We start from the raw sequence: 25,361 nt of genomic DNA on the forward strand, positions 1-25,361 counted from the left end.
GCCAGATGATCATTTCCGCCTCCACCGACTACCGCGCCGCGGCCCAACGCAAGATTCCGCCCTTCCTGTTCCATTACGCCGACGGCGGCGCCTACGCCGAGCACACCCTGCGCCGCAACGTGGCGGACCTGTCGGACATCGCCCTGCGCCAGCGCGTGCTGAAGAACATGTCCGAGCTGAGCCTGGAAACCCGGCTGTTCAACGAGACACTGGCGATGCCGGTGGCCCTGGCCCCGGTCGGCCTGACCGGCATGTACGCCCGCCGCGGCGAAGTGCAGGCGGCGCGCGCCGCGGCCTCCAAGGGCGTGCCCTTCACCCTGTCGACCGTCTCGGTGTGCCCGATCGAGGAAGTGGCGCCGGCCATCGACCGGCCCATGTGGTTCCAGCTCTACGTGCTGAAGGACCGCGGCTTCATGAAGAACGCCCTGGAGCGGGCCAAGGCCGCCGGCTGCTCGACCCTGGTGTTCACCGTGGACATGCCGGTGCCCGGCGCCCGCTACCGCGACGCGCACTCCGGCATGAGCGGCCCGAACGCCCCGCTGCGGCGCATGTGGCAGGCCATGACCCACCCGCAGTGGGCGCTGGACGTGGGCCTGCTGGGCCGCCCGCATGACCTGGGCAACATCTCCAAATACCGCGGCAACCCCACGGGCCTGGCCGACTACATCGGCTGGCTGGGCGCCAACTTCGACCCGTCGATTTCCTGGAAGGACCTGGAGTGGATCCGCGACTTCTGGGAAGGCCCGATGGTGATCAAGGGCATCCTCGACCCCGAGGACGCCAAGGACGCGGTGAAATTCGGCGCCGACGGCATCGTCGTCTCCAACCACGGCGGCCGCCAGCTCGACGGCGTGCTGTCCAGCGCCCGCGCCCTGCCGGCCATCGCCGACGCGGTGAAGGGCGATTTGACCATCCTCGCCGACTCCGGCATCCGCAACGGCCTGGACGTGGTCCGCATGATCGCCCTGGGCGCCGACAGCGTGCTGCTCGGCCGCGCCTTCCTCTACGCCCTGGCGGTGGATGGCGAGGCCGGCGTGCGCAACCTGCTGGAGCTGATCGAGAAGGAAATGCGCGTGGCCATGGTGCTCACCGGCGCCAAGTCGATCGGCGAAATCACCCGCGATTCGCTGGTGCGCGAACTCGGCGCCTGAAGGCGCCCCCCTGTAGGAGCGAGCTTGCCCGGCTCCGAGCCGCCCAGCGGGTTCGCGAGCCAGCTCGCTCCTGCAAAATCAAAAGAACACCGATGGGCCGTCCAGCGGTCCACGCTCACCGATGATGACTGGAGCCGCCATGAGCCTGCCCGCCGCGTTCCTCGACACGGTAGAACACCTGATCCCCCGCGAGCGCCGCTTCGACGACCCGCTCTCGACCCTGGCCTTCGGCACCGACGCCAGCTTCTACCGGCTGATCCCCAAGCTGGTGATCCGCGTGGAGAGCGAAGACGAGGTGCGCACCCTGCTGCGCGCCGCCCACGCCCAGCAGGTGGCGGTGACCTTCCGCGCCGCCGGCACCAGCCTTTCCGGCCAGGCGGTCAGCGACTCGGTGCTGCTGGTGCTGGGCGACAACTGGAACGGCCGCGACATCCGCGCCAGCGGCGGGCAGATCCGCCTGCAGCCCGGTGTCATCGGCGCCCAGGCCAACGCCTGGCTGGCGCCCTTCGGCCGCAAGATCGGCCCGGACCCGGCCTCGATCAACGCCTGCAAGATCGGCGGCATCGTCGCCAACAACGCCAGCGGCATGTGCTGCGGCACCGCGCAGAACAGCTACAACACCCTGGCCGGCCTGCGCCTGGTGCTGGCCGACGGCACCCTGCTGGACAGCGAGGACGCAGCCAGCATCGAGGCCTTCCAGGCCAGCCACGGCGAGCTGCTGGAACAACTGGCCGAACTGGGCCGGCAGACCCGCGCCAACACCGAGCTGGCGGCGAAGATCCGCCACAAGTACCGCCTGAAGAACACCACCGGCTTCTCGCTCAACGCCCTGGTGGACTACGACCAGCCGCTGGACATCCTCACCCACCTGATGGTCGGCTCCGAAGGCACCCTGGGCTTCATCAGCGCAGTGACCTACGACACCGTGCCGGACCACCCGCACAAGGCCAGCGCGCTGATCGTCTTCCCCGACGTGGAAACCTGCTGCAAGGCCGTGCCGCTGCTCAAGCAGCAGCCGGTGTCCGCCGTGGAGCTGCTGGACCGCCGCAGCCTGCGCTCGGTGGAGAACATGCAGGGCATGCCGGTGTGGGTGAAGAGCCTGTCCGTCGGCGCCTGCGCGTTGCTCATCGAATCCCGCGCGGCGACGCAGACGCTGCTGCACGAACAGCTCGCGCAGATCATGGCCTCCATCGCCGAATTCCCGGTGGAGAAGCAGGTCGACTTCAGCGAAGACCCGCTCGTCTACAACCAGCTCTGGCGCATCCGCAAGGACACCTTCCCGGCCGTTGGCGCGGTGCGCGAGACCGGCACCACGGTGATCATCGAAGACGTCACCTTCCCCGTCGAACAACTGGCCGAGGGCGTGAACCGCTTGATCGAACTGTTCGACAAGCACGGCTACGACGAGGCGATCCTGTTCGGCCACGCGCTGGAGGGCAATCTGCACTTCGTCTTCACCCAGGGCTTCGACTCGCCCGAGCAGGTGGCGCGCTACTCTGCCTTCATGGACGACGTGGCGCACCTGGTGGCGGTGGAATACGGCGGCTCGCTGAAGGCCGAGCACGGCACCGGGCGCAACATGGCGCCCTTCGTCGAACTGGAATGGGGCCACGACGCCTACCAGCTGATGTGGCAGCTCAAGCGCCTGCTCGACCCCAAGGGCATCCTCAACCCCGGCGTCATCCTCACCGACGACCCGCAACTGCACCTGAAGAACCTCAAGCCGCTGCCGGCCGCCGACGAGATCGTCGACAAGTGCATCGAGTGCGGCTTCTGCGAGCCGGTCTGCCCGTCCAAGGGCCTGACCTTGAGCCCGCGCCAGCGCATCGTCATGTGGCGCGACATCCAGGCCAAGCGCCGCAGCGGCGTCGACACCACGCAACTGGAGCGCGACTACCAGTACCAGGGCATCGACACCTGCGCCGCCACCGGCCTGTGCGCCCAGCGTTGCCCGGTGAACATCAACACCGGCGAGCTGGTGAAGAAACTGCGCGGCGAGCAGGCCCGCCACGCCGGCACCGCCACCTGGCTGGCGCGCAACTTCGCCACGGCTATGCAAGGTGCGCGCTTCATGCTGCATGCCGCCAACGGCGCGCGCAGGCTGCTCGGCGCCCCGCGCCTGGCCAGCCTCAGCGCCTCCATCAGCCATGCCAGCAAGGGCCGCGTGCCGCAGTGGACGCCGGCCATGCCGCAGCCGGTGCGCTTCAGCCTGCCGGCAGCCAGCGATATCGCCGACAAGCCGCGGGTGGTCTACCTCACCGCCTGCGTGTCACGCGCCATGGGCCCGGCGGCCGGCGACGAGGAACAGGTGCCGCTGATCGACAAGACCCGCCAGTTGCTGGAGAAAGCCGGCTACCAGGTGGTGTTCCCGGACAACGCCGACAACCTCTGCTGTGGCCAGCCCTTCGCCTCCAAGGGCTACAAGCAGCAGGCCGACGACAAGCGCGACGAACTGCTGGCCGCGCTGCTGCAGGCCAGCCGCGGCGGGCTCGACCCGATCTACTGCGACACCAGCCCCTGCACCCTGCGCCTGGTCCAGGAGCTGGCCGACAGCCGGCTGCGGATCTACGACCCGGTGAAGTTCATCCGCAGCTTCCTGGTCGAACGCCTGGACTTCCAGCCGCTGGACAAACCGGTGGCGGTGCACGTCACCTGCAGCACCCAGCACCTGGGCGAAAGCCAGGCGCTGATCGACCTGGTGCGCCGCTGCACGAACGAAGTGGTGATCCCCGAAGGCATCCACTGCTGCGGCTTCGCCGGCGACAAGGGCTTCACCACCCCGGAACTCAACGCCCACTCGCTGCGCAGCCTGAAGGACGCGGTGCAGTACTGCGAAGAAGGCATCTCCACCAGCCGCACCTGCGAAATCGGCCTGAGCGCCCACAGCGGCATCGACTACCACGGCGTGGTCTACCTGGTGGACCGGGTAACCCGCCCCCGCGCGCAGGCGCAGCGGATCGACGCACCGTAGGGCGAATAACCGTTCGCGGTTATCCGCCGTTGCCCCGGCACGCAACCATCCGGCGAGCTCCCCGTAGGATGGGTTGAGCGAAGCGATACCCATCGCCACCACCGCATGAGTTTCGCAAGCTCAACCCATCCTACGAAAAGCGCCGGCCTTAACTCCACGTTAAGCGAGCCCTGCCAGCCTCTGCCGCGAAGCCGCCGCTGCGGCTATCCTGCTCGGCGACAGCATGCGAATGGGGGTGAAGATGAGAATCCTGCTGGCTGAAGACGACCCGCTGCTGGGCGACGGCATCCGCGCCGGGCTGGGCCTGGAAGGCGACACCGTGGACTGGGTGACCGACGGCGTGGCCGCCGACCAGGCCCTGGCCACCGACGAGTTCGACCTGCTGGTGCTCGACCTCGGCCTGCCGCGGCGCGACGGCATGGAAGTGCTGCGCGGCCTGCGCAAGCGCGGCGACATGACCCCGGTGCTGATCCTCACCGCCCGCGACAAGGTGGCCGACCGCGTGGCCGGCCTGGACGCCGGCGCCGACGACTACCTGAGCAAGCCCTTCGACCTCGACGAACTGCTGGCCCGCGTGCGCGCCCTCACCCGCCGCCACACCGGCCGCGCCCAGCCGCTGCTGGAACACGGCCAGCTGCGCCTGGACCCGGCCACCCACCAGGTCAGCCTGGGCGGCGAGCCGGTGGAACTGGCCCCGCGCGAATACGCCCTGCTGCGCCTGCTGCTGGAACAGCGCGGCAAGGTGCTCTCGCGCACTCGCCTGGTCGAGGCCCTGTATGGCTGGGACGGCGAGCTGGAAAGCAACGCCATCGAAGTCCACGTCCACCACCTGCGGCGCAAGCTGGGCAACGAGCTGATCCGCACCGTGCGCGGCATCGGCTACGGCATCGACCGCCCGGCCAAGGACGCGCCTTGAGCGCCACGCCCGGCCGCACGCGCCGCGCCGGCTCGCTGAGTCGGCGCCTACTGCTGCTGCTGATCGGCGGCGTGACGCTGTGCTGGCTGCTGGCCGGCACCCTCACCTACCACCTCGCCTCGCGCCAGGTGGACCGGCTCTACGACGAAGACATGATCGACTTCGGCGAGGCCGCCCTGCGCCTGGTGGACGTCGCTGGCGGCCAGGGCGAGCTGATCGCCCGCAGCCGCAAGGCCATCGAGGGCCTGCCGCTGATCAAGCGCGAATCCGCCCTGGGCTACAGCCTCTGGTACCAGGGCCAGCCGCTGTTCGCCACGCCCGGCCTGCCCACGGGCCTGGAAACCCTGGAGACCGGCTTCTCCGAAATCAGGCACGGCGGCATCACCTGGCGCGTCCTGCAACTGAGCACCCGCGACGAAAACGCGCGCATCTGGGTAGTGGAAAACCTCCACCACCGCAGCCACACCCTGCACCTGCTGCTGCTCAGCGCCCTCTTCCCGCTGCTGCTGGCCCTGCCGCTGCTGGCCCTGCTGGTGTGGTTCGGCGTCAACAACGGCCTGGCGCCGCTGCGCAGCCTCACCGCGCAACTGCACCAGCGCAGCGCGCGCAGCCTGCAGCCGCTGGCGCTCAACCGCGCACCGGTGGAAGTGCACAGCCTGGTCAACGAACTCAACCTGCTGCTCGAACGCCTGGGCACCGCCATGGAGGCCGAGCGCCGCCTGACCAGCGACGCCGCCCACGAAATCCGCACGCCCCTGGCCAGCCTGCGCACCCATGCCCAGGTGGCGCTGCGCTCCTCCGACCCGGCGGTGCTCGCCCACGGCCTGCAGCAGGTCAGCCGCAGCGTCGAGCGCATCGGCACGCTGATGGAGCAGATCCTCCTGCTGGCGCGCCTGGACAACGAGGAACTGCACGAGACCTTCACCCGCGTCGACCTCGGCCAGCTCAGCGAGGAAACCATCGCCGACCTGGCGCCCCAGGCCATCGACAAGGGCATCGAACTGACCCTGGAGAGCCAGGGCGCCGTGGTCATGGGCGTGCCGGTGTGGCTGGGCATCATGCTTGGCAACCTGGTGAGCAACGCCCTGCGCTACACCCCCGAGGGCGGCCGCGTGGAAGTGCGCCTGGGCACCGAGGGCAGCAAGGTGCAGCTGTGGGTGCTGGACTCCGGCCCCGGCGTGGCCGCCGCCGAGCAGGCCGCCATCTTCACCCGCTTCTACCGCAGCCCCGGCGTCGCCTCCGGCACCGGCGGCAGCGGCCTGGGGCTGCCCATCGTCAAGCGCGTGGTGGAAATCCACCAGGGCCACATCAGCCTGCACCCCGGCCTGGACGGGCGCGGCCTGGGCGTGCGGGTGGAACTGCCGTCCGCGCAACTTTCCTGAACCCCGGCACCTGCGGTGCAGTCCACCGTGCAGGCCCCGCTCGCCTGGCGAGTCGCCGCCTGTGACATGTTCAGCCGTACAGGTACCGCATCATGAAAACCACCATCCTGTTCATCAGTGCTGCGCTGCTCGCGTCGCCGGTGTTCGCCGCCGACCGCTGCAGCGACAACCTGCAGAGAATCGACGAGAGCATGCAGAGCACCAACCGCAGCGACAGCGTGCAGGAGCAGGCCATGCGGCTCCAGGAAAAGGCCGCCCAGGCCCAGGAACAGGGCAATACCCAGGCCTGCGTGGCCATGACCGAGAAGGCCCTCAAGCTGCTGAAAGCCTCGTCCAGCAGCTGAACCGACGCCCGGCGGGCGCCGCCGCGAGCGGGGAAACGCGGCGGCCCCGGGCCGCGGCAATCGACACATGAGGAAACAACCCCTTGAGCGCGCCGGGCAATCCGCTAGAATGCCCGGCGTCATTGGGGAGTAGCCGCCCGCCCGGAACACCGGCGGGGACCACGTCAACATCCTTGGCCGGCAGGCCATGGCGTGGCCAGCGCAAAGCCTGGCAAGACCTTTGACCATGCAACCTCCGCAACGGCCGGGGAGGCGCATGGTCATGGGTACTACACCGGCCGGGAGTTCCACCGTGATGCACCGCCTCCGCCCCGAATCGCCCTCCATCCGCGAGGAGCGCGCGCCATGCTGACCTTCGTCCTCGAACTGCTCGGCATGCTGTTGCTGATCCTGATCGCCGCCGAACTCTTCACCAACGCCCTGGAACACCTGGGCGAGCGCCTGGGCATCTCCGAAGGCGTCACCGGCTCGCTGTTCGCCGCCATCGGCACCGCCCTGCCGGAAACCCTGGTGCCGCTGCTGGCGCTGGTGGCCGGCACCAGCAACGTCTCGCTCAACGAAGAAGTGGGCGTGGGCGCCATCCTCGGCGCGCCGCTGATGCTCTCCACCCTGTCCACCTGCCTGATGGCCTGCTTCGTCCTCCGTGGCCGCGGCCTGCGCGGGCGCCTGGTGCCCGAGCGCAGCGGCCTGCTGCGCGACCTCAACTTCTTCCTCCTGGCCTTCTGCCTGGCCACGGTGGCGATGTTCGTGCCCTCGCAACTGCACAGCTACCGCATTGGCCTGAGCCTGCTGCTGGTGCTCACCTACATCGGCTACATCACCCTCACCCTGCGCGCCTCCCGCGACCTGGTGGAAGACGGCCACGGCACCGCGGCGGAAAACCCCATGTTGCTGTCGCGCCTGGGCCTGCCGACCAACGTCGTCACCATCCTCGTGCAACTGGCGCTGGGCCTGGCCCTGCTGGTGCTCGGCGCCAAGGGCTTCATCCACGGCGTGGAGGGCCTGTCCGATCTGCTCGGCATCTCCGCCCTGCTGCTCTCGCTGCTGATCATCCCCATCGCCACCGAACTGCCGGAGAAGGTCAACAGCATCCTCTGGGTGCGCCGCGGCAAGGACACCCTGGCCTTCGGTAACATCACCGGCGCCATGGTCTTCCAGGGCACCCTGCTGCCGGCCATCGGCATCCTGCTGACGCCCTGGCAGCCGCGCATCGAAGTGCTCACAGGGGTGCTGGTGACCCTCGGCGCGGCGCTCTGGCTGCGCCTCAACGCCCGCCACGACGGCATCGCCGCCTGGGCGCTGCTGGGCAACGGCGCGCTCTACGTCGCCTACCTGGCCATCACCCTCGGCCGCTGAACGCCGGCGCCGCCGTGCAAGCCACGGCGCAGCGCCTAAACTGACGGTTCCGCCAGGCGCCCGGCCGGCGCCTGCCGACACACCGCTGCATGCAAGGAGAGGCCATGAAGATCCTGGTAGTGCTCACATCCCACGACCAACTGGGCGACACCGGCAAGAAAACCGGCTTCTGGCTGGAGGAGTTCGCCGCGCCCTACTACGTGTTCAAGGACGCCGGCGCCGAGCTGACGCTCGCCTCGCCCAAGGGCGGCCAGCCGCCGCTGGACCCGAAAAGCGACGAGCCCGACGCCCAGACGCCGGCCACCGAGCGCTTCCGCAAGGACCCCGAAGCCCAGGCCGCCCTGGCCAACACGCGCAAGCTGGCCGAGGTGAACGAAGCCGACTACGACGCCGTGTTCTACCCCGGCGGCCACGGCCCCCTGTGGGACCTGGCCGAGGACAGGTACTCCATCGCCCTGATCGAATCCTTCGCCAGCGCAGGCAAGCCGGTCGCCGCCGTCTGCCACGCCCCCGGCGTGCTGCGCCACGTGAAGAACGGCGACGGCAAGCCGCTGGTCGAGGGCCGCCACGTCACCGGCTTCTCCAACAGCGAGGAAGAAGCCGTGGGCCTGACCGCCGTAGTGCCCTTCCTGGTGCAGAGCGAACTCAAGGCCAAGGGCGGCCGCTACGCCAAGGCCGACGACTGGCAAAGCCACGTGGAAGTGGACCGCCTGCTGATCACCGGGCAGAACCCCGCATCGAGCGAAGCGGTGGCCGCCGCCGTGCTGAAACTCCTGGTCTGACAGGGGCTTGCAGAGCCCCCGGTGGACTCGCCGGGGGCTTTGCCGTACACTGGCCGGGACCTTCAAAGGTTCTGGGGCCGATTAGGATTCGACGCCGGTAACAAAACTTGAGGGGCATGCCGAGTAGGTGACAGTTCTCGTAAATCCGCTGCCACAATTCATAGTTGCCAACGACGACAACTACGCTCTGGCCGCCTAAGGGCGCCAGCAGACCCTAGGGGATGCCTGTAAACCCGAAGATTAGGTCTGTCAGATAGAACAGGATCGCCGCCAAGTTCGCTGTAGACGTAACGGCTAAAACTCATACAGCTCGCTCCAAGCGCCCTGCCACTCGGGCCGCGCGGAGTTAACTCAGTAGAGATGGCTAAGCATGTAGAACCGATAGCGGAGAGCTGGCGGACGGGGGTTCAAATCCCCCCGGCTCCACCAAACAGACAGATCAGGCACTTGGCGACTCACGCAAGTGCCTTTTTTGTGCCTGCGATTCTTGCTCTGGCTGGTCCGTCGACGACATTTCGTCCAACAAGGCCTTGGCTTTGGCCTCAAGGCGGGCCTGAGCTTGCTGCGACATCTTAGCCTTGAGCTCAGAAAACTTTCTGGCCATCAGAACCTCCTTCCACACCACTTCCTGACAGACGCCAATTAGCGCTGCTTGCTAATCAACACTTTCACTTGGTCGGCAAACCTTGTCGTTGAAGCGTTCGGCGTTCAGCCGTCCCAAATCGACCAAGCGAATGCCAGCGATAGTCCGGCTCGGCAACACGCCAGCCTCGATCCACTCGGCTACCACCTCGTCAGGCAAAACACACATCCCGCCAAAGGCTTCGATGGGTGCACAAGTCGAGGTTCAGGTCTGGTTGGCTCATAGCACTCCCCCTTATGGGCTTTCTTCCATCTCCATGGCTTTTTGCTGCACTATTCGGGCGTGATTCAGCGGCGCCGGGCTCCTCAACCCAGAAGGCTTACCTCACCCCCTTTGTAATATACGAAAGACACAGAGGTATTTGTATATTACAAATGTAAAATACCATTTCACATGGATTCGATAGACGACCGAGTGAGAGCGCTTGTCGACAGGACAGGCCTGGACGAACTGGTGAAGCGCACCGAGATCAGCGGCACCCGCTGGCGAACGGTCCGCTACGACAAGCGAACCCGGATCAGCACCCAGGAAGTGGAAACGCTGGTGCGTTTGTATCCGCAGTACGCGCTTTGGTTGGCGAGCGGGGAAGTGGCGCCAGAGGTTGGGCAGATTAGTCCGGATGGCGAGGGGTCTGAGCGAGATGTTTAAGTCTTGGGGCGTGCAGGGACTGCAAGGATTAGAGCAGGAAAAATAAAGTGGAGTTTCTCCACGTGTGCGAGCAGATATGTGCAGATCCGCACGAGGTAATCCAAAAGCTGCTTGATGGAAATAGATGAAAAAGAAAGGGGCCGCAGTTACTTCGGGATCAACAAAGCGGCCCTAGAGAGCACAAACTAAATGGGCCTAAGAGCGTGCTCTCGCTTCCGCAGACTCCCAGTCCTCCCTGCTCAGCAAGAAATGCCCTTCAATCCACCGGTAAATATAATCGCTGATCCTCAACGCAGGGGTTTTGCTCAAATAACCAAGGAGCCCGAGCGGTTCCGGCATACGGATGACGTTTTCCAATAGGATACTGGTAGCCTTCATCGCCTTGACGCTCGGGTTCTCTCTACTTGCAGACCGATTTAAGTAAAACTTCACTACCGAGTTACTATTAGGAATGACATCATCGGACCAGAGCATTTTCAAGAACTGCTTGCTTACGCTAATGTGGCTCGATACCTCCGCATTTTCAATCCCTATATATTTCGCAGCAGCGGAAAACTCAATCAAATCTGAAGTACTATCATCCTCATATATTTTATAGAGGGTATGCGGAACCAGCGAAATATGACTATGACGATGAAATGCCAGATTAACAATAGATGCACAGTACTCAGCAGGGGTTATTCGACCATCATTAGCTGCAAAATCTAGCAGAGGCTGCAACCATGTAGATGAGCCAAGTTGAAAAAGCCCCTTTGCAAAATCTCTTGAACAGAAGTCATCAGAGCAAAAAACCGCATTATATTTAAGAGCAATAAAGTACGGCTCAAATATTTCAAACCCTAGCAACTCTACAAGCTGATCCGTCATATTATCAACGGACTCAGGAAGGTTATAAGTCTCAATAGAGCATAGCTCTTCCAAAACTTTCAAACGTCGTTGGGCTTCGGCGATGAAAGAGTCTCTTTCTTCGGGACTATTTATAGTCCTCTGAAATTGCCCGTTCATCCAACCTAGTGAAAGGCTTGACCCAGCCGCACCTTTTAGCTCTTCGCAAAGATGCATTAACTCCACTATTGTTGCTCGACCAACAATTACTTTACCAAAACACCTCTGTAAAATCTCGAGAATCTTGGAACCTGAGACTACCCAGGCTGTATAAGTATCTAAAACAATTCCATTATCGGAATACTCGTCAATTACTTTGTACGCTGCATGACGCTCTTCCAATGTACCGGCGCAGGTAAAAATCTCTCCATTCTGACCTCGTACAAGATCAGATACCTTAATAGTATTTTTCTTCCATATTCGACTCATCGCGCCAAGAGGAAACCTCTTCTCGCAGAGTTCAGATATTATACTCTGATCCTTTTCAGAGCTGCGCTTTACAAAGTCCAAGATGGGTTGTACATCGCCCTCCTTCATCTTTATCGCCCAGAGACCTCCAGCCTGGGGGAAATCAATCTCATAATTTGCAAGAATATAATGAAAAGCTCTTAAATACTTATGTTTAATCTCTGAGACCGTCCAAACCACGTCACCTTGGAGCTTTGACTGAGTAAAGCTCTCACCTGATTTGAACCCATAGACCTTTCTAACATATTCATCTATACTATCTGGATCAAGTTGAAATATATCATTATAATTCTCATCGACAATTCGCTCTAAATTAACGCCATCACTTGAAACGAGAGAGAACCAAACTCCTGGCGAAACTGTATCTATCGATTCAATTTCTATGCTCTTTCCTGAAAAGAGGAATATATGAGCATATCCAAGTGCCACTTCTGCGCTCTTTGGATTCTCACTATATATCTTAAAACCCAACTCCAAGCCAGTTCTTGCATCACCGTGCAATGTCAGCAGCCTAGATAAATGGATAATTTGCTCCGGCGACCCAATAATTTCTCGCGGATCATATTTCTTAAGGAGTTCACCCAAAACGGCTTCATCGTTTTCAAGCCTAGCAATATCTGTCAGCGACAATAGTCCGAAAGCATCTCTCCCACCACTTTCAAAGTATTGATTCAGATGCTTTTTAGCGGACGCGAAGTCTTTATGTTTGTAGCTAAAAATTCCTGCAAGAAGCCTAAGATGGTTTGATGCATGGTTAGCCTTCATGAGGGAGTCAAAAAACTTTACAGCACCCTCTCGGATTGGATATTCGTTAGTATAAGCAAGAGCCAGAAGCCGAGTCTCTTCACAATTTTTTGTTGGCTCCGCAACATTTTTAAGAAGCTCAACAATTCGGCGCCAATCGTGAAGACTCTGGGCGACCCTACAATAAGCAAGGATCTCAGAGTGAGTGCTCTTTTCGGTAACATCAGAAAGCCCATAATCATAGGCAATTTGAATAATTGGCTTTATCTCTGACGCTATCGCAAGTTCGTAAAGAGAGAGTTTCGCACGAACGGGAAGTACTTCCTCTGTCAGAAGCGACTCTAGATCAAGTTTTCCTTTTGCACTTCCTTGCTTAGCCTGAGCGATAAAGGTAGCTACCTTAGCAGCTGACCTGAATTCCATATCAAATTTTTCAAGAGCATAATCTTGGTATTTTGCAATCTCGCTCCAGTTTCTCTCTTGAAGCAGATTCACAAACTTATATCGCCTAGACATTTCATCTGGAAGCAATTGGATGGCTTGATGGAATATTTCGCCAAGGTGAAAGTCTAAGGAGATCTGAACTATAGCCTCGATTATCTTGCTGCTGGAGGGATATTTCTTTATAAAGTTCGAACTAAATTCAACCAATTTTTCTACATCAGCACGAAGTGCATAGCAAAGCAGCAGATTGTTCGCATCCGCTTCATTGGTCTGATGAATCACTCTCTCGCTATTTTCAAAAAAACTCCAGCTTCGTTCTAGAACATTAACCGCGTCATCTAGTTTCGATGAATTCTCAATAGGAAATATATTGGTTCCCAACTCATTGTGCTTATCTACGACAGCCTCCATCGCTGTCAGCGCAACAATATTGCGAATAGATTCATTATTTGGGAATCGCTCAAGATATTCTTGAGCGATATCAGCCAACCCCTCAGCCTTGCGACTTGAGAGATAGTCAATGTGAGCAGTACAAACACATTCACTTTCTTTAACTTCGTCCGCTATAAGAGTATAGACATCCTCGTCATCTGAACAAAGCCTAGCCGCTTGAAGAGCATTAGCTGCTAGCCATTCATTCTTTGGATTTTCTTTTAACGAAGCTACTGCTAGTCTGTATGCTTCCTCTACCTTGCTCTCCAAAAGAAATGCGAGAACTTGGTTTGCAATGGCCTTTGGTTCGTTTGGCGCAAAAGAACAAGCTTCATGTAACAGACAGGCCGCTAAGGGAGCATTTCCCAAATGAAGTTGACAAATTGCTATATTTGCTTTTATCCGAAAAATTTGAATTGATGAGAGCTTTTCGCTTTGCCGTGAGAAGAGATCGTTGAAAAGCTCGAGGGCTGTCCTTGCCTTTCCAGCCTCGATTTTCCGCCTATATTCGTCGATAAGCTCTTCAAACTCACCACGTAGAGCCTGATCAATATCAACTTGAGAAGAATTTGCACTAGCAAATCCAGCTTCCTGTATAACCGATCTGAAAACTCTTTCCATTGCCTCCACATCATTGTGGGTATAGGTTACTGGAGCATTAATTCCTCCAGAAACAGCAATGCTTCCGCTCTCAGCGTGAACGTTTGTTACTTCACTATCTGTTTTCTTACCCATGCTCGCATCCGTACGACAGGCCTATTTTTTCTCTGTTTTTTTCATCGTTATCGGTGCATTAACCCCACCATCAACAGCAATAGACCCATCCGTTGCCGTGATGCTCTTATTGACACTAACTTTATTTCTTACAATTTTCACGGTGACAAAGATTGATAGTGCGAATACAAGCACTATACCTAGATATAACTTCCAGTTTTCTAGAAAGGAGAAATTAACATCCATTTTTTCACCTAAATCGTTAGGAAATGTGCCGACCCACATAAGAATATATCAGTGTTGCGCCTAACGGGCACATCGCCAGCGTGGAGGCAATTGGTTCGTTTGCCAAGCAGCTTCTCTGGCGCCTCTATCGGCTAAAAGCGATACTGCCGCAATTTCACGTACGCGTCAGGGGCGGCAATTTCTGCGCAGAAAGGGAGGTTTCCGGGGATCGGACTAATGCCTAACCATTTGATAAATAAATACATTTATCAGAATGATCAGCAGCATTCTCTTCCCCCTGGCTCCACCAAACAGACAAATCAGGCACTTGGCGACTCATGCAAGTGCCTTTTTTGTGCCCGCTCGATCACTGGCAGCCTTCCCCTTCGTCCAGCGTCTCCCGCCTATTTCCCACACGCCGAAGCGCTCTCCTTGCCGCTAAGCTGCGCAACAAAAAGCTTCCGCAGATCGACCAAGCAGATACCGGCAATGCTCCGGCTCGGCAACACGCCAACCTCGATCCACTCGGCTACCACCTCGTCAGGCAAAACGCACATCCGACCAAAAGCTTCGATGGTGCACAGGTCGAGGTTCAGGTCTGGTTGGTTCATAACACCCACTCCCTAATGGCTTTCTTCCACACCCATAGCCTTTGCTGCACTATGGCGGCTTATGGACGACTTATTTCATGAACTATGTTCATGCACATAGTCAAAATACCTTCCAGGCCTATGCTTTGTACATAGTCCAAAACAATCAGTTACCAATTGAATGAGCATCACCGAGAGAGCACTTCGACTGATAAGCCAGAGCAACCTGAGCGAACTGACGCGCGCAGGCGACACGGACTACAACCGCTGGGTCAGCATCAAACGCGGGAGGGCGCGGGTCGGCGCCGATGAGGTGGAAATCCTCGGCAAGGTCTACCCGCACTACCGCTGGTGGCTGAGCACGGGCGAGGTGCTGCCGGAGATCGGGCAGACAAGTCCCGATCACGACCAGGCCAACCCTGCGGGCTAGGGATATCCACAAGGTTCGATCACAGGAAGTGCGGCAAGGAACGCGGCAGGTATGGCAAAGCGCGAAATCGACGAGCAACTGAAAAGCCTCAGCCTCGACATGGACGAGGAAATAGACGATCGCAACGAACGTCTTGGCCGCAGGCTGGCCCCAACCCGCCGCGCCCATCAGCCGATGGACCCCAGCCACGCCATCATCCTGGCCGCCTTCATCGTCGTGGGCGGTATCTGGGGCGGAAAGCTGCTTTACGACTACATCCAGGAGCAGCGCATCAAGGCCGCGCTCAATGACGCCGGCCTCTACCTGCAGCAAGCCATGCGCCAGGCCGAACGGGATTCGCAAAGAGCCCAGGCCGAGTTACGCCAACGAGTAGCGCAGGAAGAAGAGGCGCTGCGACAGCAGAAAGCCGAACAACTCGCCCAGGCTCAGGCGGAACAGGCCAGGGTGGCGCAGGAGAAACGCTTCGCGTCAGCGCAGTGTCAATTCTGGTGGCAGCAGCATGAGCAGCATCCAACCGAGAGAACTGCGCAGAAAAAAGCCGAGGCGTGCGCAGGCGGTAATTGAAATCGGACATACTTCGGCATCGAGTTCGATCCACATGAATCGGCCGCCCTCCTCTTCCGCTTTCGCGTCCTTCCCGAACGAAGTATCCAGACCGATACCAAGCCGCTAACAAACCCCACTAAAGGTTTCCCCGCGAAGGCCGCCATGCCGGGTATCCATCACGATCCGGAGCCTTCCGATGTCCAGCATCTCGTCCGTCAGCAACATGAATCTCCGCTTCACCACCTCCTCAAACTCATCCACCACCACCGCGTCGACGAGTGACGACAGCAGCACCGCCTCTAGTGCAACGAGCACATCCCAAACCAATGCAAGCGGTTCGGCGCAGGGTGCTGGTGGGGCCGGTGGAGCCGGGGGAAGCGGCAGCAGTTCCAGCAGCACCTCGGACAGCACGCTGGAGAAGCTCAAGGAGGCTGTGGAACAGGCGCAGAAGGAACTACAGGAAGCCGAACAGGAACTTGCCAAGGTCAGCCAGAGTGGCGGAAACCAGACCGAGGAAGAGAAGCAGGCCCGCCAGGTTCAGGAGCAAGCAGCCCGGGCGCGTGTCGCGACGGCCTATGCGGCGTACTCCGAGGCGTTGACGGAGTCCGGCAGCAGCACCAGCGGGACCGGGGTGAATACCACGGCTTGAAAGCGAAAAAGGGGGAGTATTCCCTTCTGGCACAGCCTGGAGCAGCGACACCGCCGCCAGCTCTGGCATAATCCCCCCCATTCAGCCGATGGACTCGGCGCTCGCTTTCATCAACGACACGGAGGTCGCCATGCGCGCCATCAAGACCGTTCTGTTCCACCTGCTCTACACCTTCCGCGGCCTGGTACGGCTGGTCTGCAAGCTCCTTTCCGGGCTGTTCCTGTTCGGTTTCATCTTCGGCCTGTTCGCCATCGCCGACCGCGACGGCATGGTTGGCGGCACCTTGAGCATGTTGGTGTTCTGCGTCGGCTTCGGTGCGCTGGCGTTCTACTACGACGTGCTGCTACTCAAGCTGAAGCCCGAAGGCATCGACCTGGTGCTGCTGCAGTAAGCGCTGCGCCGCCGCCATAAGCCCTCGCCTCGTCGGGGGCTTTTTGTTGCCGGGCCTGTAATTACACACTGTGTTCCATCCCTCCCCCACCACGAGGCAAGGCAATGGAAGTGCTCTGCGCCCTCATCCTGCTTTCGACGAGCTACTGGTATTTCAAGACTGCGCCTGCCGGCACCCCGATGGCCCTGCGGCTGATTTCATCTGCCCATGGGGTGTGCGCGCTGTTGCTGTTTTCGCTCGCGCTCGTCATCGGGTTCGGCGGTTGGCATCGGGAGGTGAATGGGCAACTGTTCGCCTGGCTGCAGTTGCTCCCCCTGGCCTTGATAGCCTCGTCCTTCTGGTCGTTCCGCGGCCCCAGGGCGCTTCATTGGCTGCAGTTGCTCAACGTCCCGGCCACGCTGTGGCTGGCGCTGATCGACAGCATGCTGGTCAGCGGGAAATGGCTTTAGGCGTAGCCACCGGCCTCAACGCATCCGCTTCACCACCGCCATCAACTGCCCCCGCAGCCACTGGTTCCCAGCCTCGCCATCGGCGTGCCGTGACCAGTAGAGGTTCAGCGTCACCGGCGGCAGTTCCAGGGGCATTGGCAGCAGGCGGTTGCCCAGGCCGCGGTTGAGCAGTTCGGCGTAGCGCCTGGCCATGGTCAGCAGGCAATCGCTTTGCGACACCAGCAGCGCGGCCGACAGGTAGTGCTGGCAATGCTGGCGCACCTGTCGGGTCAGGCCGAGTTGGCCGAGCGCCAGGTCTTCTATGCAGATGCCGCGGCGCCGTGAGGTGACGGCGACGTGTTCGGCGGCCAGGTAGCGTTCTGCCGTCAGTTCGCCGGCGAAGGCCGGGCCGGCCATTACGCACAGGTCGTCGCGCCACAGTTGCCGGTGGCGCAGGGTGGCGTCGGTGGGGCGGGCGATCTCGATGGCGAAGTCGATGCGGCCGGCGGCCAGTTCCTGTTTCAGTTCCGCCCAGTGCACGCTGCTGCTGCGCACGCCGACCTGCGGGGCAGTGCGCTGCAGGTGGTCGAGGATGCCCGGCAGCACCACCGGCTCCAGCTGTTCGGGCATGTTCAGGTGGAAGGTGCGTTGGTCGCGCTGCGGGTCGAAGTCCTGGCGGCGGATCACGCTGCGGCGCAGGCCGTTGAGGGCATGCTGAATGTCCGGCGCCAGCTGTTCGGCCAGCGGTGTCGGCGCCACGCCGCGGCCGTGGCGGACGAACAGCGGGTCGCCGATCTGCTCGCGCAGGCGCGCCAGGGCGTGGCTGACCGCCGACTGGCTCAGGTGCAGGACGTCCGCCGCGCGGGTCAGGTTGCGCTCGCGGTAGACCACCTCGAAGACGCGGAACAGGTTCAGGTCCAGACGACCGAGAGTCGACCATTCATGCGCTTGATTCATGCCTATCACCCTCTATCCCCAGCCGCTCCATCCTAGCAGCGATCCCTACCGGAGCAACCATGCATAGCGTTCATGGATATCGATGAATAGGCGTCAGTTCTTTCGCTCTCCCCGGCTTTTTAAGATGCAGCACAACAAGAACGACAAGAGTGCCCGCCATGAACGAAGCCCGTTACCTCCAGGCGCTGCATCGCCTCCAGGCCGCCGCCTGGCCAGCCGGCACGCCGCGTGAGCCACACTACCCGCATGGGCAGCAGCCGCTTGGCGACTACCTGCGCACCTGGGCACGCCTGAAGCCGGAAGCGCCCGCGCTGGACTTCTATGGCCACAGCCTGGCCTGGGCCGAGCTGGACCGCCTGGCCGACCGCTGCGCCGCGTTGCTGGCCGAGCTGGGCGTGCGCCCCGGCGAGCGCGTCTCCGTGTTCCTGCCCAACTGTCCGCAGTTGCACATCGCCTTCTACGGCATCCTGCGCGCGGGGGCGGTGTACGTGCCGGTCAGCCCGTTGTCGAAGGCGCTGGAGCTGGGCTACCAGCTCAACGACAGCGGCGCCGAAACCCTGCTGTGCTTCGACCAGTTGCTGCCGATCGTGCGCCAGGTGCGCGGTGAAACGCCGTTGCGCCGGCTGCTGGCCACCAGCCTCAGCGAGCTGTGCCCGGCCACACCCAGCCTGCCACCGCCCGACATGCTGCTGGCGCCGAAACTGGCCGGGGACGACTTCATCGACTTCCTCCCGGCCCTGGAGGCTTGCCGGGGACCGGTGCCGCAGCACCAGGCGCGGCTCGACGAGGTGGCGGCGCTCAACTACACCGGCGGCACCACCGGCCTGCCCAAGGGCTGCGTGCATACCCACGGCGACATGCTCTACACCTGCGCCAGCTACCTGTCGGTGGCGAACCGGCTGGAGCAGGACAGCGTACTGCTGAACTTCCTGCCGGAATTCTGGATCGCCGGGGAGAACGGCGGTCTGCTGTTCCCGGTGTTCGCCGGCTGCCGCCTGGTGCTGCTGGCGCGCTGGGACGCCGAGGCCTTCATGGCCGCCGTGCAGCGCTACCGCGTCAGCCACTGCACCCTGCTGGTCGACAGCGCGGCCGAGGTGCTGGAGCACCCGCGGGTCGGTGAATTCGACTTCTCCTCGCTGCGGATGTCGGGCGCCATTTCCTTCATCAAGAAGCTGACACCCAGCTACCGCCGGCGCTGGCGCGAGCTGACCGGCACCACGCTGGTGGAAACCAGCTTCGGCATGACCGAGACCCACACCTGCGACACCTTCATCGTCGGCTTCCAGCAGGACGATTTCGACCTCAACAGCGCGCCGACCTTCGTCGGCCTGCCGGTGCCGGGCACCGACTTCAAGGTCTGCGATTTCGAGACCGGCGAGCTGCTGCCCCTGGGCGCGGAAGGCGAGCTGTGCATCCGCAGCCCGTCGCTGCTCAAGGGCTACTGGAACCGCCCCGAGGCCAGCGCCGAGGCGCTGCGCGACGGCTGGCTGCATACCGGCGACCTCGGCCAGATCACCGAGCTGGGCTTCATCCGCTACCTGGGCCGGCGCAAGGAGATGATCAAGGTGAACGGCATGAGCGTGTTCCCCAGCGAGCTGGAGGCGCTGCTCGGCCAGCACCCGGCGGTGCTCGCCAGCGCGGTGCTGGCCCGCCCCGACGCGCGCCGCGGCCAGCAGCCGGTGGCCTTCGTGGTGCTCAAGCCGGGCGCCGGCGAAAGCGCCGAGAGCCTGCTCGCCTGGTGCCGCGAGGCCATGGCCGTCTACAAGGTGCCGGAGGTCCGCATGGTCGCAAGCCTGCCGATGACCGCCACCGGCAAGATCAAGAAGAACGAACTGGAGCCTCTGCTGTGACCCCGCCCTTCGCCAAGCTGCTGATCGCCAACCGTGGCGAAATCGCCATCCGCATCGCCCAGGCCTGCGCCGACCTGGGCATCCGCAGCGTCGCGGTGTTCGCCGAGGACGACGCCGCCAGCCTGCACACGCGCAAGGCCGACCTGGCCGTGCCGCTCAAGGGGCGCGGCGTGCCCGCCTACCTGGACATGGAGCAGTTGATCGCCATCGCCCGCGAGCAGGGCTGCGACGCGGTGCATCCCGGCTACGGCTTCCTCGCCGAGAACCCCGGGTTCGCCCGCCGTAGCCAGGCCGCCGGGCTGACCTTCGTCGGGCCGGCGGCCGAGGTGCTGGAGCTGTTCGGCGACAAGGCCGCCGCCCGCGCCCTGGCCGAGCGCTGCGGCGCCCCGCTGGTGGCCGGCCTGAACCACGCCATTGACCTGGCCGAGGCGCAGGCGTTCGCCGCGCAGCACGGCGCGGTGATGCTCAAGGCCCTGGCCGGCGGTGGCGGCCGGGGGATGCGCGCAGTACGCGAGCCGGCGGAATTGGCCGAAGCCTATGCCCGCTGCCAGTCCGAGGCGCAGGCCGCCTTCGGCAATGACGCGCTGTATGTGGAGCAGTTGCTGGAGCAGGCCCGGCACATCGAGATTCAGGTGCTCGGCGACGGCACGGGCGCCGTCAGCCACCTGTGGGAGCGCGACTGCAGCCTGCAGCGCCGCCACCAGAAGCTGGTGGAAATCGCCCCCAGCCCCGGCCTGGACGCGGGCCTACGCGAGGCCATCATCGCCTGCGCCCTGCGCCTGGCCGGCGCGGTGAACTACCGCGGCCTGGGCACCTTCGAATTCCTGGTGGCCGACGGGCGCTTCTACTTCATGGAGGCCAACCCGCGGATCCAGGTGGAGCACACGGTCACCGAGCAGGTCACCGGCGTCGACCTGTTGCACGCCCAGCTGCGCCTGGCCGCCGGCGCCACGCTCGGCGAACTCCAGCTGGACAAGCCGCCCGCCGTGCGGGGCTGCGCCATACAGCTGCGACTGAACCTGGAAACGCTCCAGGCCGACGGCAGCGCGCGGCCGGCCGCCGGCGTGCTGAGCGCCTACCAGCCGCCGTCCGGCCCCGGCCTGCGTGTCGACGGCTACGGTTACGCCGGCTATGCGGTCAGCCCGGCCTACGACTCGCTGCTGGCCAAGCTGATCGCCAGCGCCGGCGACTATCCCGGTGCCCTGCGCCGCGCCTACCGCGCGCTGTGCGAGTTCCGCCTGGAAGGCGTGGCGAGCAACCTGCACCTGCTGCAGAACCTGCTGCAACGCGAGGAGGTCGCCGCCAACCAGGTCGATACCCGCTTCGTCGAGCGCCACCTGGGCGAACTGCTCAGCGCGCGCGGCGAGAGCCACCCGCACCGCTATTTCAGCGGCGCCGGCAGCGTGGCCGAAACCCGGCGCCAGAACGTCGATGCGCCGCCCGGCACCATCGCCCTGAACGCGCCGAGCACCGGGGTGGTGGTGGCCCTGGCAGTCGCGGAGGGCGACAGCGTGGCCGCTGGCCAGACCGTCGCCGTGCTGGAGGCGATGAAGATGGAGTTCGAAGTCAAGGCCACAAGCGGCGGCATCGTCCGCCTGCTGGCGGCGGCCCCGGGCGATGCGCTGGCCGAGGAGCAGCCGCTGCTGTTCCTCGAACCGGCCGAGGTCGAGGGCGGCGCGATGCTGAGCGAGCAGGCCGTCGACCTCGCCCACATCCGCGCCGACCTGGCCGAGGTCAGGGAACGCCACGAGCGCCTGAGCGATGCGCGCCGCCCCGCGGCGGTGGCCAAGCGGCGCAGGACCGGCCAGCGCACCGCCCGGGAGAACCTGGCGGACCTGCTGGACGAAGGCAGCTTCAGCGAATACGGCGCCATGGCCCTGGCCGCGCAGCGCCGGCGCCGCTCCACCGAGGAACTGCTGGAGCTGAGCCCGGCCGACGGCCTGGTGGCCGGCATCGGCACCGTGGGCGCCGCGCGGTTCGGCGAGCAGGCGGCGCGCTGCATGGCCATCGCCTACGACTACACGGTGTTCGCCGGCACCCAGGGGGTGATGAACCACAAGAAGACCGACCGCCTGCTCGCCCTGGCGGCGCAGTGGCGCCTGCCGGTGGTGCTGTTCGCCGAGGGCGGCGGCGGCCGCCCGGGGGATACCGATTTCGTCGGCGTGGCCGGGCTGGACTGCCACACCTTCGTCAGCTTCGCGAAGCTCTCGGGGCGGGTGCCGACCGTCGGTGTCGTGTCCGGCCGCTGCTTCGCCGGCAACGCCGCCCTGCTCGGCTGCTGCGAGGTGATCATCGCCACCCGCAACGCCAGCATCGGCATGGCCGGCCCGGCGATGATCGAGGGCGGCGGCCTGGGCAGCTACACGCCGGAAGAGGTCGGCCCGACCAGTGTGCAGGGCCCCAACGGGGTGATCGACGTGCTGGTGGAGGACGAGGCCGAGGCGGTGCGGGTGGCCAAGCAGTACCTGGCGTACTTCCAGGGCGAGACGGGCGACTGGCAATGCGCCGACCCACGCGAGCTGCGCCATGTGATCCCGGAAAACCGCCTGCGCATCTACGACATCCGCCGGGTGATCGAGCTGCTCGCCGACCAGGGCAGCGTGCTGGAGCTGCGCCGCCAGTTCGCCCCCGGACTGGTCACCGCGCTGGTGCGCATCGAGGGCAAGCCGTTCGGCCTGATCGCCAACAACCCCGCGCACCTGGGCGGCGCCATCGACGCGGTGGCCGGCGACAAGGCCGCGCGCTTCATGCAGCTGTGCCAGGCGCGCGGCCTGCCGATCGTCTCGCTGTGCGACACCCCCGGCTTCATGGTCGGCCCCGAGGCGGAAAAACAGGGCACGGTGCGCCACGTCTCGCGCATGTTCGTCACCGCCGCCAGCCTCAGCGTGCCCTTCTTCACGGTGGTGCTGCGCAAGGGCTACGGCCTGGGCGCCCAGGCGATGGCCGCCGGCAGCTTCCACGCGCCGCTGTTCACCGCCGCCTGGCCCAGTGGCGAGTTCGGCGCCATGGGCCTGGAGGGCGCGGTGCGGCTGGGCTTCGCCAAGGAGCTAAGCGCGCAGCCGGACGAAGCGGCGCGCCAGGCACTGTTCGACAAGCTGGTGGCCAAGGCCTACGAGAGCGGCAAGGCGCTGAACATGGCGAGCTACCTGGAGATCGACGCGGTGATCGACCCGGCGGATACCCGCGCCTGGCTGCTGCGCGGCCTCAACGCCGCCTCCGGCGCCGCGCCCGCGGACGCCGGCGGGCGGTCGTTCATCGATACCTGGTGACGGCAGCAGCGGGGCGAAATCGCGCCGTTGGTTCCGGTTATCGAGGACAAGGGCACGGCCTCTCGTAGGATGGCGTTGAGCGAAGCGATACCCATCGCCACGGCAGCATGGGTTTCGCAAGCTCAACCCATCCTACGAAGAGCACCTCGGCGCAGCCTGCAAGACCGCGCTCTACGACGCCGTCGTAGGATGGCGTTGAGCGAAGCGATACCCATCGCCACGGCAGCATGGGTTTCGCAAGCTCAACCCATCCTACGAAGAGCACCTCGGCGCAGCCTGCAAGACCGCGCTCTACGACGCCGTCGTAGGATGGCGTTGAGCGAAGCGACATCCATCGCCATGGCAGCATGGGTTTCGCAAGCTCAACCCATCCTACGAAGAGCACCTCGGCGCAGCCTGCAAGACCGCGCTAGGTGGAGGAGAAACACCGTCGCAAAAAAAAGCCGCCCCTGGCGGAGCGGCTGGAAGGACGTTGAATTGAGCAATCACGATTTAATCAACGTCAGGAGCAGGGATTCGGGAATAACCGCTATGCGGCAGGCCGAATCGGATGGGTAATACATTAACGACCAGCCGGCGTCAGATAAATTCCCTGTCCTGGGAAACACCTTCAGCGAAAACGTAACAATCTGCGGGGAACTCTTGGGGAAGCTGCGTTCATCGCGCGGCAACTTCCCCAAGAAAGAGGCGCCTCAGAGGATCGACAGCGGGTAGTCGACGATCAGCCGTAGTTCGTTGTTGTCGTCCTCGGCCTGATCGGCGTTGCTGCGGTGGAAGGCCTGGCGCAGGCGCAAGGACAGGTCCTTGGCCGGGCCGGACTGGACCACGTACTTGGCCTCCAGGTCGGTTTCGTGGTGGCTGCCGTCGCGGCCGTATTCGTAGCCGCGGTACGAGCTGTCGGCGGCCATGTGCTCGCCGTTGATGTTGGTGCCGTTGATGTAGCGGGCCATGAAGCTCAGGCCGGGCACGCCGTAGGTGTCCATCGCCAGGTCGTAGCGGGCCTGCCAGCTGCGCTCGCCCGGGCCGTTGAAGTCGGAGTACTGCACCGAGTTGGCCAGGAAGATGGAGTCGCCGGCGGCGCCCGCGCCGTTGTCGCCGAAGCCCACGTAGTCGAACGGGGTGTCGCCCTGCACCTTCTGGAAGGCCAGGGTCAGGGTGTGCGCCTGCAGGAAGGAGTAGGCGGTGGCGAACGACCAGGCGGTGTTGTCGATGCGCCCGGCCTTGGCCTGGCCGTAGTCGTTGGTGCGGTAGATGTTGAAGTCAAAGCCCAGCGACTGGTCGCCGCCCAGCGCCAGGCTGTAGTTGGCGTTGCCGTAGTACTGGCGCCAGATGTCTTCCAGCTCGGCGGCGTAGAGCGACACGCTCAGGTCCGGGGTGATGGCGTAGCGGCCACCGACGAAGTCGGCGCTGTCGGCCTCGACGTTGGCGTAGGTGGCCCAGATGCCGCCGGTGTGGCTGGTGGTCACCGGGCTGGTGCCGGCGGTGTAGTGGCCGGCTTCCAGGTCCAGGCCCTGCAGTTCGCTGCTCATCAGCGCGAAGCCCTTGGCGGTCTGCGGCATCAGGCGGGTGCCGCCGGCGGCGAAGACCGGGGCGGTGGGCTGCATGTCGCCGAATTTCAGCTCGGTCCTGGAGATGCGCACCTTCAGCGCGCCGCCGGCCTTGCCGTAGTCGTCCTCGGGGTTGCCGTCGCGGTCCACCGGAAGGTTGCCGCTGTCGGCGGTGCCGGAGCCGCCGTCGAGCTTGATGCCCAGGTAGCCGAAGGCGTCGACGCCGAAGCCGACGGTGCCCTGGGTGTAGCCGGAGCTGTAGGTGGCGAAGATGCCCTGGGTCCAGTCGCGCTGGTCGCCGGCGCCGTTCTTGCCGTCGTGGTCGTAGTAGAAGTTGCGCAGCAGCAGGTCGAGGTGGCTGTCTTCGAGGAAGCCCTTGGCGTCGGCCTGGTCGCTGACGAAGGGTTCGGCCTGGGCCAGTTGCATGGCGGCGGTGGAAACGGCGAGCACGAGCATGCTGCGTTTGAGGTGCTTCATGGAGTTGCCCCTTGAGTCTTGGAGTGCCGGCCAGTGGTAAGCGTGATGGCCGACTTTTCTTGTAGGCAGGAACAAATGTTCGGCCATGCGTAACAGTCATGGTCGAGCGAACGTAAGTTTCT

The 25,361-nt window shown here is 63.2% G+C and carries 20 protein-coding genes, 1 other RNA gene and 1 riboswitch; of the genes, 16 read left to right on the forward strand and 5 right to left on the reverse strand.

Going from position 1 to position 25,361, the window contains the following annotated elements; all coding sequences use genetic code 11:
* Positions 1-5: 5 nt before the first annotated feature.
* The 8 genes from lldD to ssrA all read left to right on the forward strand — a co-directional run bounded on the left by lldD (position 6) and on the right by ssrA (position 9,331).
* Positions 6-1,151 (forward strand): FMN-dependent L-lactate dehydrogenase LldD, encoded by a 1,146-nt coding sequence (gene lldD / locus PcP3B5_RS26470; RefSeq protein WP_061562808.1) that lies wholly within the window; start codon positions 6-8, stop codon positions 1,149-1,151.
* Positions 1,152-1,290: 139 nt separating this feature from the next.
* Positions 1,291-4,122: an FAD-binding and (Fe-S)-binding domain-containing protein gene (locus PcP3B5_RS26475; protein WP_061562809.1), complete on the forward strand. Its 2,832-nt coding sequence runs from the start codon at positions 1,291-1,293 to the stop codon at positions 4,120-4,122.
* Between the two features lie 241 nt (positions 4,123-4,363).
* Positions 4,364-5,038 carry a response regulator gene (locus PcP3B5_RS26480; RefSeq protein ID WP_009613084.1) on the forward strand — a complete coding sequence of 225 codons (675 nt, stop codon included), beginning with the start codon at positions 4,364-4,366 and terminating at the stop codon, positions 5,036-5,038.
* On the forward strand, positions 5,035-6,420 hold the full coding sequence (locus PcP3B5_RS26485; protein WP_061562810.1) for a sensor histidine kinase: 1,386 nt from the start codon (positions 5,035-5,037) through the stop codon (positions 6,418-6,420). Before PcP3B5_RS26480 ends, PcP3B5_RS26485 begins: the two co-directional genes overlap by 4 nt.
* A gap of 92 nt (positions 6,421-6,512) precedes the next feature.
* The gene (locus PcP3B5_RS26490) at positions 6,513-6,764 is read left to right on the forward strand and encodes a hypothetical protein (RefSeq protein ID WP_043268982.1); all 252 of its coding nucleotides are present in this window, start codon (positions 6,513-6,515) and stop codon (positions 6,762-6,764) included.
* Between the two features lie 112 nt (positions 6,765-6,876).
* A riboswitch (yybP-ykoY riboswitch) is annotated at positions 6,877-7,046 on the forward strand.
* Positions 7,047-7,109: 63 nt separating this feature from the next.
* Complete coding sequence (locus PcP3B5_RS26495) at positions 7,110-8,120, forward strand: sodium:calcium antiporter (RefSeq protein ID WP_061562811.1); 1,011 nt, start codon at positions 7,110-7,112, stop codon at positions 8,118-8,120.
* A 104-nt stretch (positions 8,121-8,224) separates the two neighbouring features.
* Entirely contained in the window at positions 8,225-8,902 is a 678-nt protein-coding gene (locus PcP3B5_RS26500; RefSeq protein WP_058488390.1) for a type 1 glutamine amidotransferase domain-containing protein, read from the forward strand.
* Between the two features lie 73 nt (positions 8,903-8,975).
* Positions 8,976-9,331, forward strand: a transfer-messenger RNA (tmRNA) gene (gene ssrA / locus PcP3B5_RS26505).
* Positions 9,332-9,341: 10 nt separating this feature from the next.
* On the opposite strand, the gene PcP3B5_RS31895 is transcribed toward ssrA, so the two are convergent.
* Entirely contained in the window at positions 9,342-9,506 is a 165-nt protein-coding gene (locus PcP3B5_RS31895) for a hypothetical protein (protein ID WP_159458823.1), read from the reverse strand.
* 432 nt (positions 9,507-9,938) lie between these two features.
* Here PcP3B5_RS31895 and PcP3B5_RS26510 point away from each other — a divergent pair, with 432 nt between their 5' ends.
* Entirely contained in the window at positions 9,939-10,193 is a 255-nt protein-coding gene (locus PcP3B5_RS26510; protein ID WP_061562812.1) for a hypothetical protein, read from the forward strand.
* 195 nt (positions 10,194-10,388) lie between these two features.
* On the opposite strand, the gene PcP3B5_RS31710 is transcribed toward PcP3B5_RS26510, so the two are convergent.
* Positions 10,389-13,901 carry a PIN domain-containing protein gene (locus tag PcP3B5_RS31710; protein WP_145923949.1) on the reverse strand — a complete coding sequence of 1,171 codons (3,513 nt, stop codon included), beginning with the start codon at positions 13,899-13,901 and terminating at the stop codon, positions 10,389-10,391.
* 608 nt (positions 13,902-14,509) lie between these two features.
* On the reverse strand, positions 14,510-14,716 hold the full coding sequence (locus PcP3B5_RS26520) for a hypothetical protein (protein ID WP_061562814.1): 207 nt from the start codon (positions 14,714-14,716) through the stop codon (positions 14,510-14,512).
* 160 nt (positions 14,717-14,876) lie between these two features.
* Here PcP3B5_RS26520 and PcP3B5_RS26525 point away from each other — a divergent pair, with 160 nt between their 5' ends.
* The 5 genes from PcP3B5_RS26525 (at position 14,877) to PcP3B5_RS26550 (ending at position 17,160) form a co-directional block, all read left to right on the forward strand.
* On the forward strand, positions 14,877-15,125 hold the full coding sequence (locus tag PcP3B5_RS26525; RefSeq protein ID WP_009613099.1) for a hypothetical protein: 249 nt from the start codon (positions 14,877-14,879) through the stop codon (positions 15,123-15,125).
* Positions 15,126-15,176: 51 nt separating this feature from the next.
* Positions 15,177-15,689, forward strand: a complete 513-nt coding sequence (locus PcP3B5_RS26530) for a hypothetical protein (protein ID WP_061562815.1) — start codon at positions 15,177-15,179, stop codon at positions 15,687-15,689.
* Positions 15,690-15,867: 178 nt separating this feature from the next.
* A complete protein-coding gene (locus PcP3B5_RS31715; RefSeq protein ID WP_070065516.1) occupies positions 15,868-16,320 on the forward strand; it encodes a hypothetical protein in 453 nt (150 codons plus the stop codon).
* Positions 16,321-16,450: 130 nt separating this feature from the next.
* Entirely contained in the window at positions 16,451-16,711 is a 261-nt protein-coding gene (locus PcP3B5_RS26545; protein ID WP_009613102.1) for a hypothetical protein, read from the forward strand.
* 104 nt (positions 16,712-16,815) lie between these two features.
* Entirely contained in the window at positions 16,816-17,160 is a 345-nt protein-coding gene (locus PcP3B5_RS26550) for a hypothetical protein (RefSeq protein WP_061562818.1), read from the forward strand.
* Between the two features lie 15 nt (positions 17,161-17,175).
* On the opposite strand, the gene PcP3B5_RS26555 is transcribed toward PcP3B5_RS26550, so the two are convergent.
* Positions 17,176-18,096, reverse strand: coding sequence for a LysR family transcriptional regulator (locus PcP3B5_RS26555; protein WP_061562819.1), 921 nt, complete (start codon positions 18,094-18,096; stop codon positions 17,176-17,178).
* Between the two features lie 158 nt (positions 18,097-18,254).
* Between PcP3B5_RS26555 and PcP3B5_RS26560 the strand changes: the two genes are divergently transcribed.
* Positions 18,255-19,946: an AMP-binding protein gene (locus PcP3B5_RS26560; RefSeq protein ID WP_061562820.1), complete on the forward strand. Its 1,692-nt coding sequence runs from the start codon at positions 18,255-18,257 to the stop codon at positions 19,944-19,946.
* Positions 19,943-23,215: a carboxyl transferase domain-containing protein gene (locus PcP3B5_RS26565; RefSeq protein WP_061562821.1), complete on the forward strand. Its 3,273-nt coding sequence runs from the start codon at positions 19,943-19,945 to the stop codon at positions 23,213-23,215. Before PcP3B5_RS26560 ends, PcP3B5_RS26565 begins: the two co-directional genes overlap by 4 nt.
* 692 nt (positions 23,216-23,907) lie before the next feature.
* Here the strand turns inward: PcP3B5_RS26565 and PcP3B5_RS26570 are convergent.
* Complete coding sequence (locus tag PcP3B5_RS26570; protein WP_061562822.1) at positions 23,908-25,239, reverse strand: OprD family porin; 1,332 nt, start codon at positions 25,237-25,239, stop codon at positions 23,908-23,910.
* Positions 25,240-25,361 lie beyond the last annotated feature (122 nt).

Source organism: Pseudomonas citronellolis (assembly GCF_001586155.1).
GTDB classification, from domain to species: Bacteria; Pseudomonadota; Gammaproteobacteria; order Pseudomonadales; family Pseudomonadaceae; genus Pseudomonas; species Pseudomonas citronellolis.

Excerpts from the sequence above, each read along its gene's own strand:
- PcP3B5_RS26550 (WP_061562818.1), top strand. The coding sequence starts at position 16,816 with ATGGAAGTGCTCTGCGCCCTCATCCTGCTTTCGACGAGCTACTGGTAT.
- PcP3B5_RS31710 (WP_145923949.1), bottom strand. The coding sequence starts at position 13,901 with ATGGGTAAGAAAACAGATAGTGAAGTAACAAACGTTCACGCTGAGAGC.
- PcP3B5_RS31715 (WP_070065516.1), top strand. The coding sequence starts at position 15,868 with ATGTCCAGCATCTCGTCCGTCAGCAACATGAATCTCCGCTTCACCACC.
- PcP3B5_RS26545 (WP_009613102.1), top strand. The coding sequence starts at position 16,451 with ATGCGCGCCATCAAGACCGTTCTGTTCCACCTGCTCTACACCTTCCGC.
- PcP3B5_RS26525 (WP_009613099.1), top strand. The coding sequence starts at position 14,877 with ATGAGCATCACCGAGAGAGCACTTCGACTGATAAGCCAGAGCAACCTG.
- PcP3B5_RS26520 (WP_061562814.1), bottom strand. The coding sequence starts at position 14,716 with ATGAACCAACCAGACCTGAACCTCGACCTGTGCACCATCGAAGCTTTT.
- PcP3B5_RS26570 (WP_061562822.1), bottom strand. The coding sequence starts at position 25,239 with ATGAAGCACCTCAAACGCAGCATGCTCGTGCTCGCCGTTTCCACCGCC.
- PcP3B5_RS26495 (WP_061562811.1), top strand. The coding sequence starts at position 7,110 with ATGCTGACCTTCGTCCTCGAACTGCTCGGCATGCTGTTGCTGATCCTG.
- PcP3B5_RS26500 (WP_058488390.1), top strand. The coding sequence starts at position 8,225 with ATGAAGATCCTGGTAGTGCTCACATCCCACGACCAACTGGGCGACACC.
- PcP3B5_RS26480 (WP_009613084.1), top strand. The coding sequence starts at position 4,364 with ATGAGAATCCTGCTGGCTGAAGACGACCCGCTGCTGGGCGACGGCATC.
- PcP3B5_RS26530 (WP_061562815.1), top strand. The coding sequence starts at position 15,177 with ATGGCAAAGCGCGAAATCGACGAGCAACTGAAAAGCCTCAGCCTCGAC.
- PcP3B5_RS31895 (WP_159458823.1), bottom strand. The coding sequence starts at position 9,506 with ATGGCCAGAAAGTTTTCTGAGCTCAAGGCTAAGATGTCGCAGCAAGCT.
- PcP3B5_RS26560 (WP_061562820.1), top strand. The coding sequence starts at position 18,255 with ATGAACGAAGCCCGTTACCTCCAGGCGCTGCATCGCCTCCAGGCCGCC.
- PcP3B5_RS26555 (WP_061562819.1), bottom strand. The coding sequence starts at position 18,096 with ATGAATCAAGCGCATGAATGGTCGACTCTCGGTCGTCTGGACCTGAAC.
- PcP3B5_RS26510 (WP_061562812.1), top strand. The coding sequence starts at position 9,939 with ATGGATTCGATAGACGACCGAGTGAGAGCGCTTGTCGACAGGACAGGC.
- PcP3B5_RS26475 (WP_061562809.1), top strand. The coding sequence starts at position 1,291 with ATGAGCCTGCCCGCCGCGTTCCTCGACACGGTAGAACACCTGATCCCC.
- lldD (WP_061562808.1), top strand. The coding sequence starts at position 6 with ATGATCATTTCCGCCTCCACCGACTACCGCGCCGCGGCCCAACGCAAG.
- PcP3B5_RS26490 (WP_043268982.1), top strand. The coding sequence starts at position 6,513 with ATGAAAACCACCATCCTGTTCATCAGTGCTGCGCTGCTCGCGTCGCCG.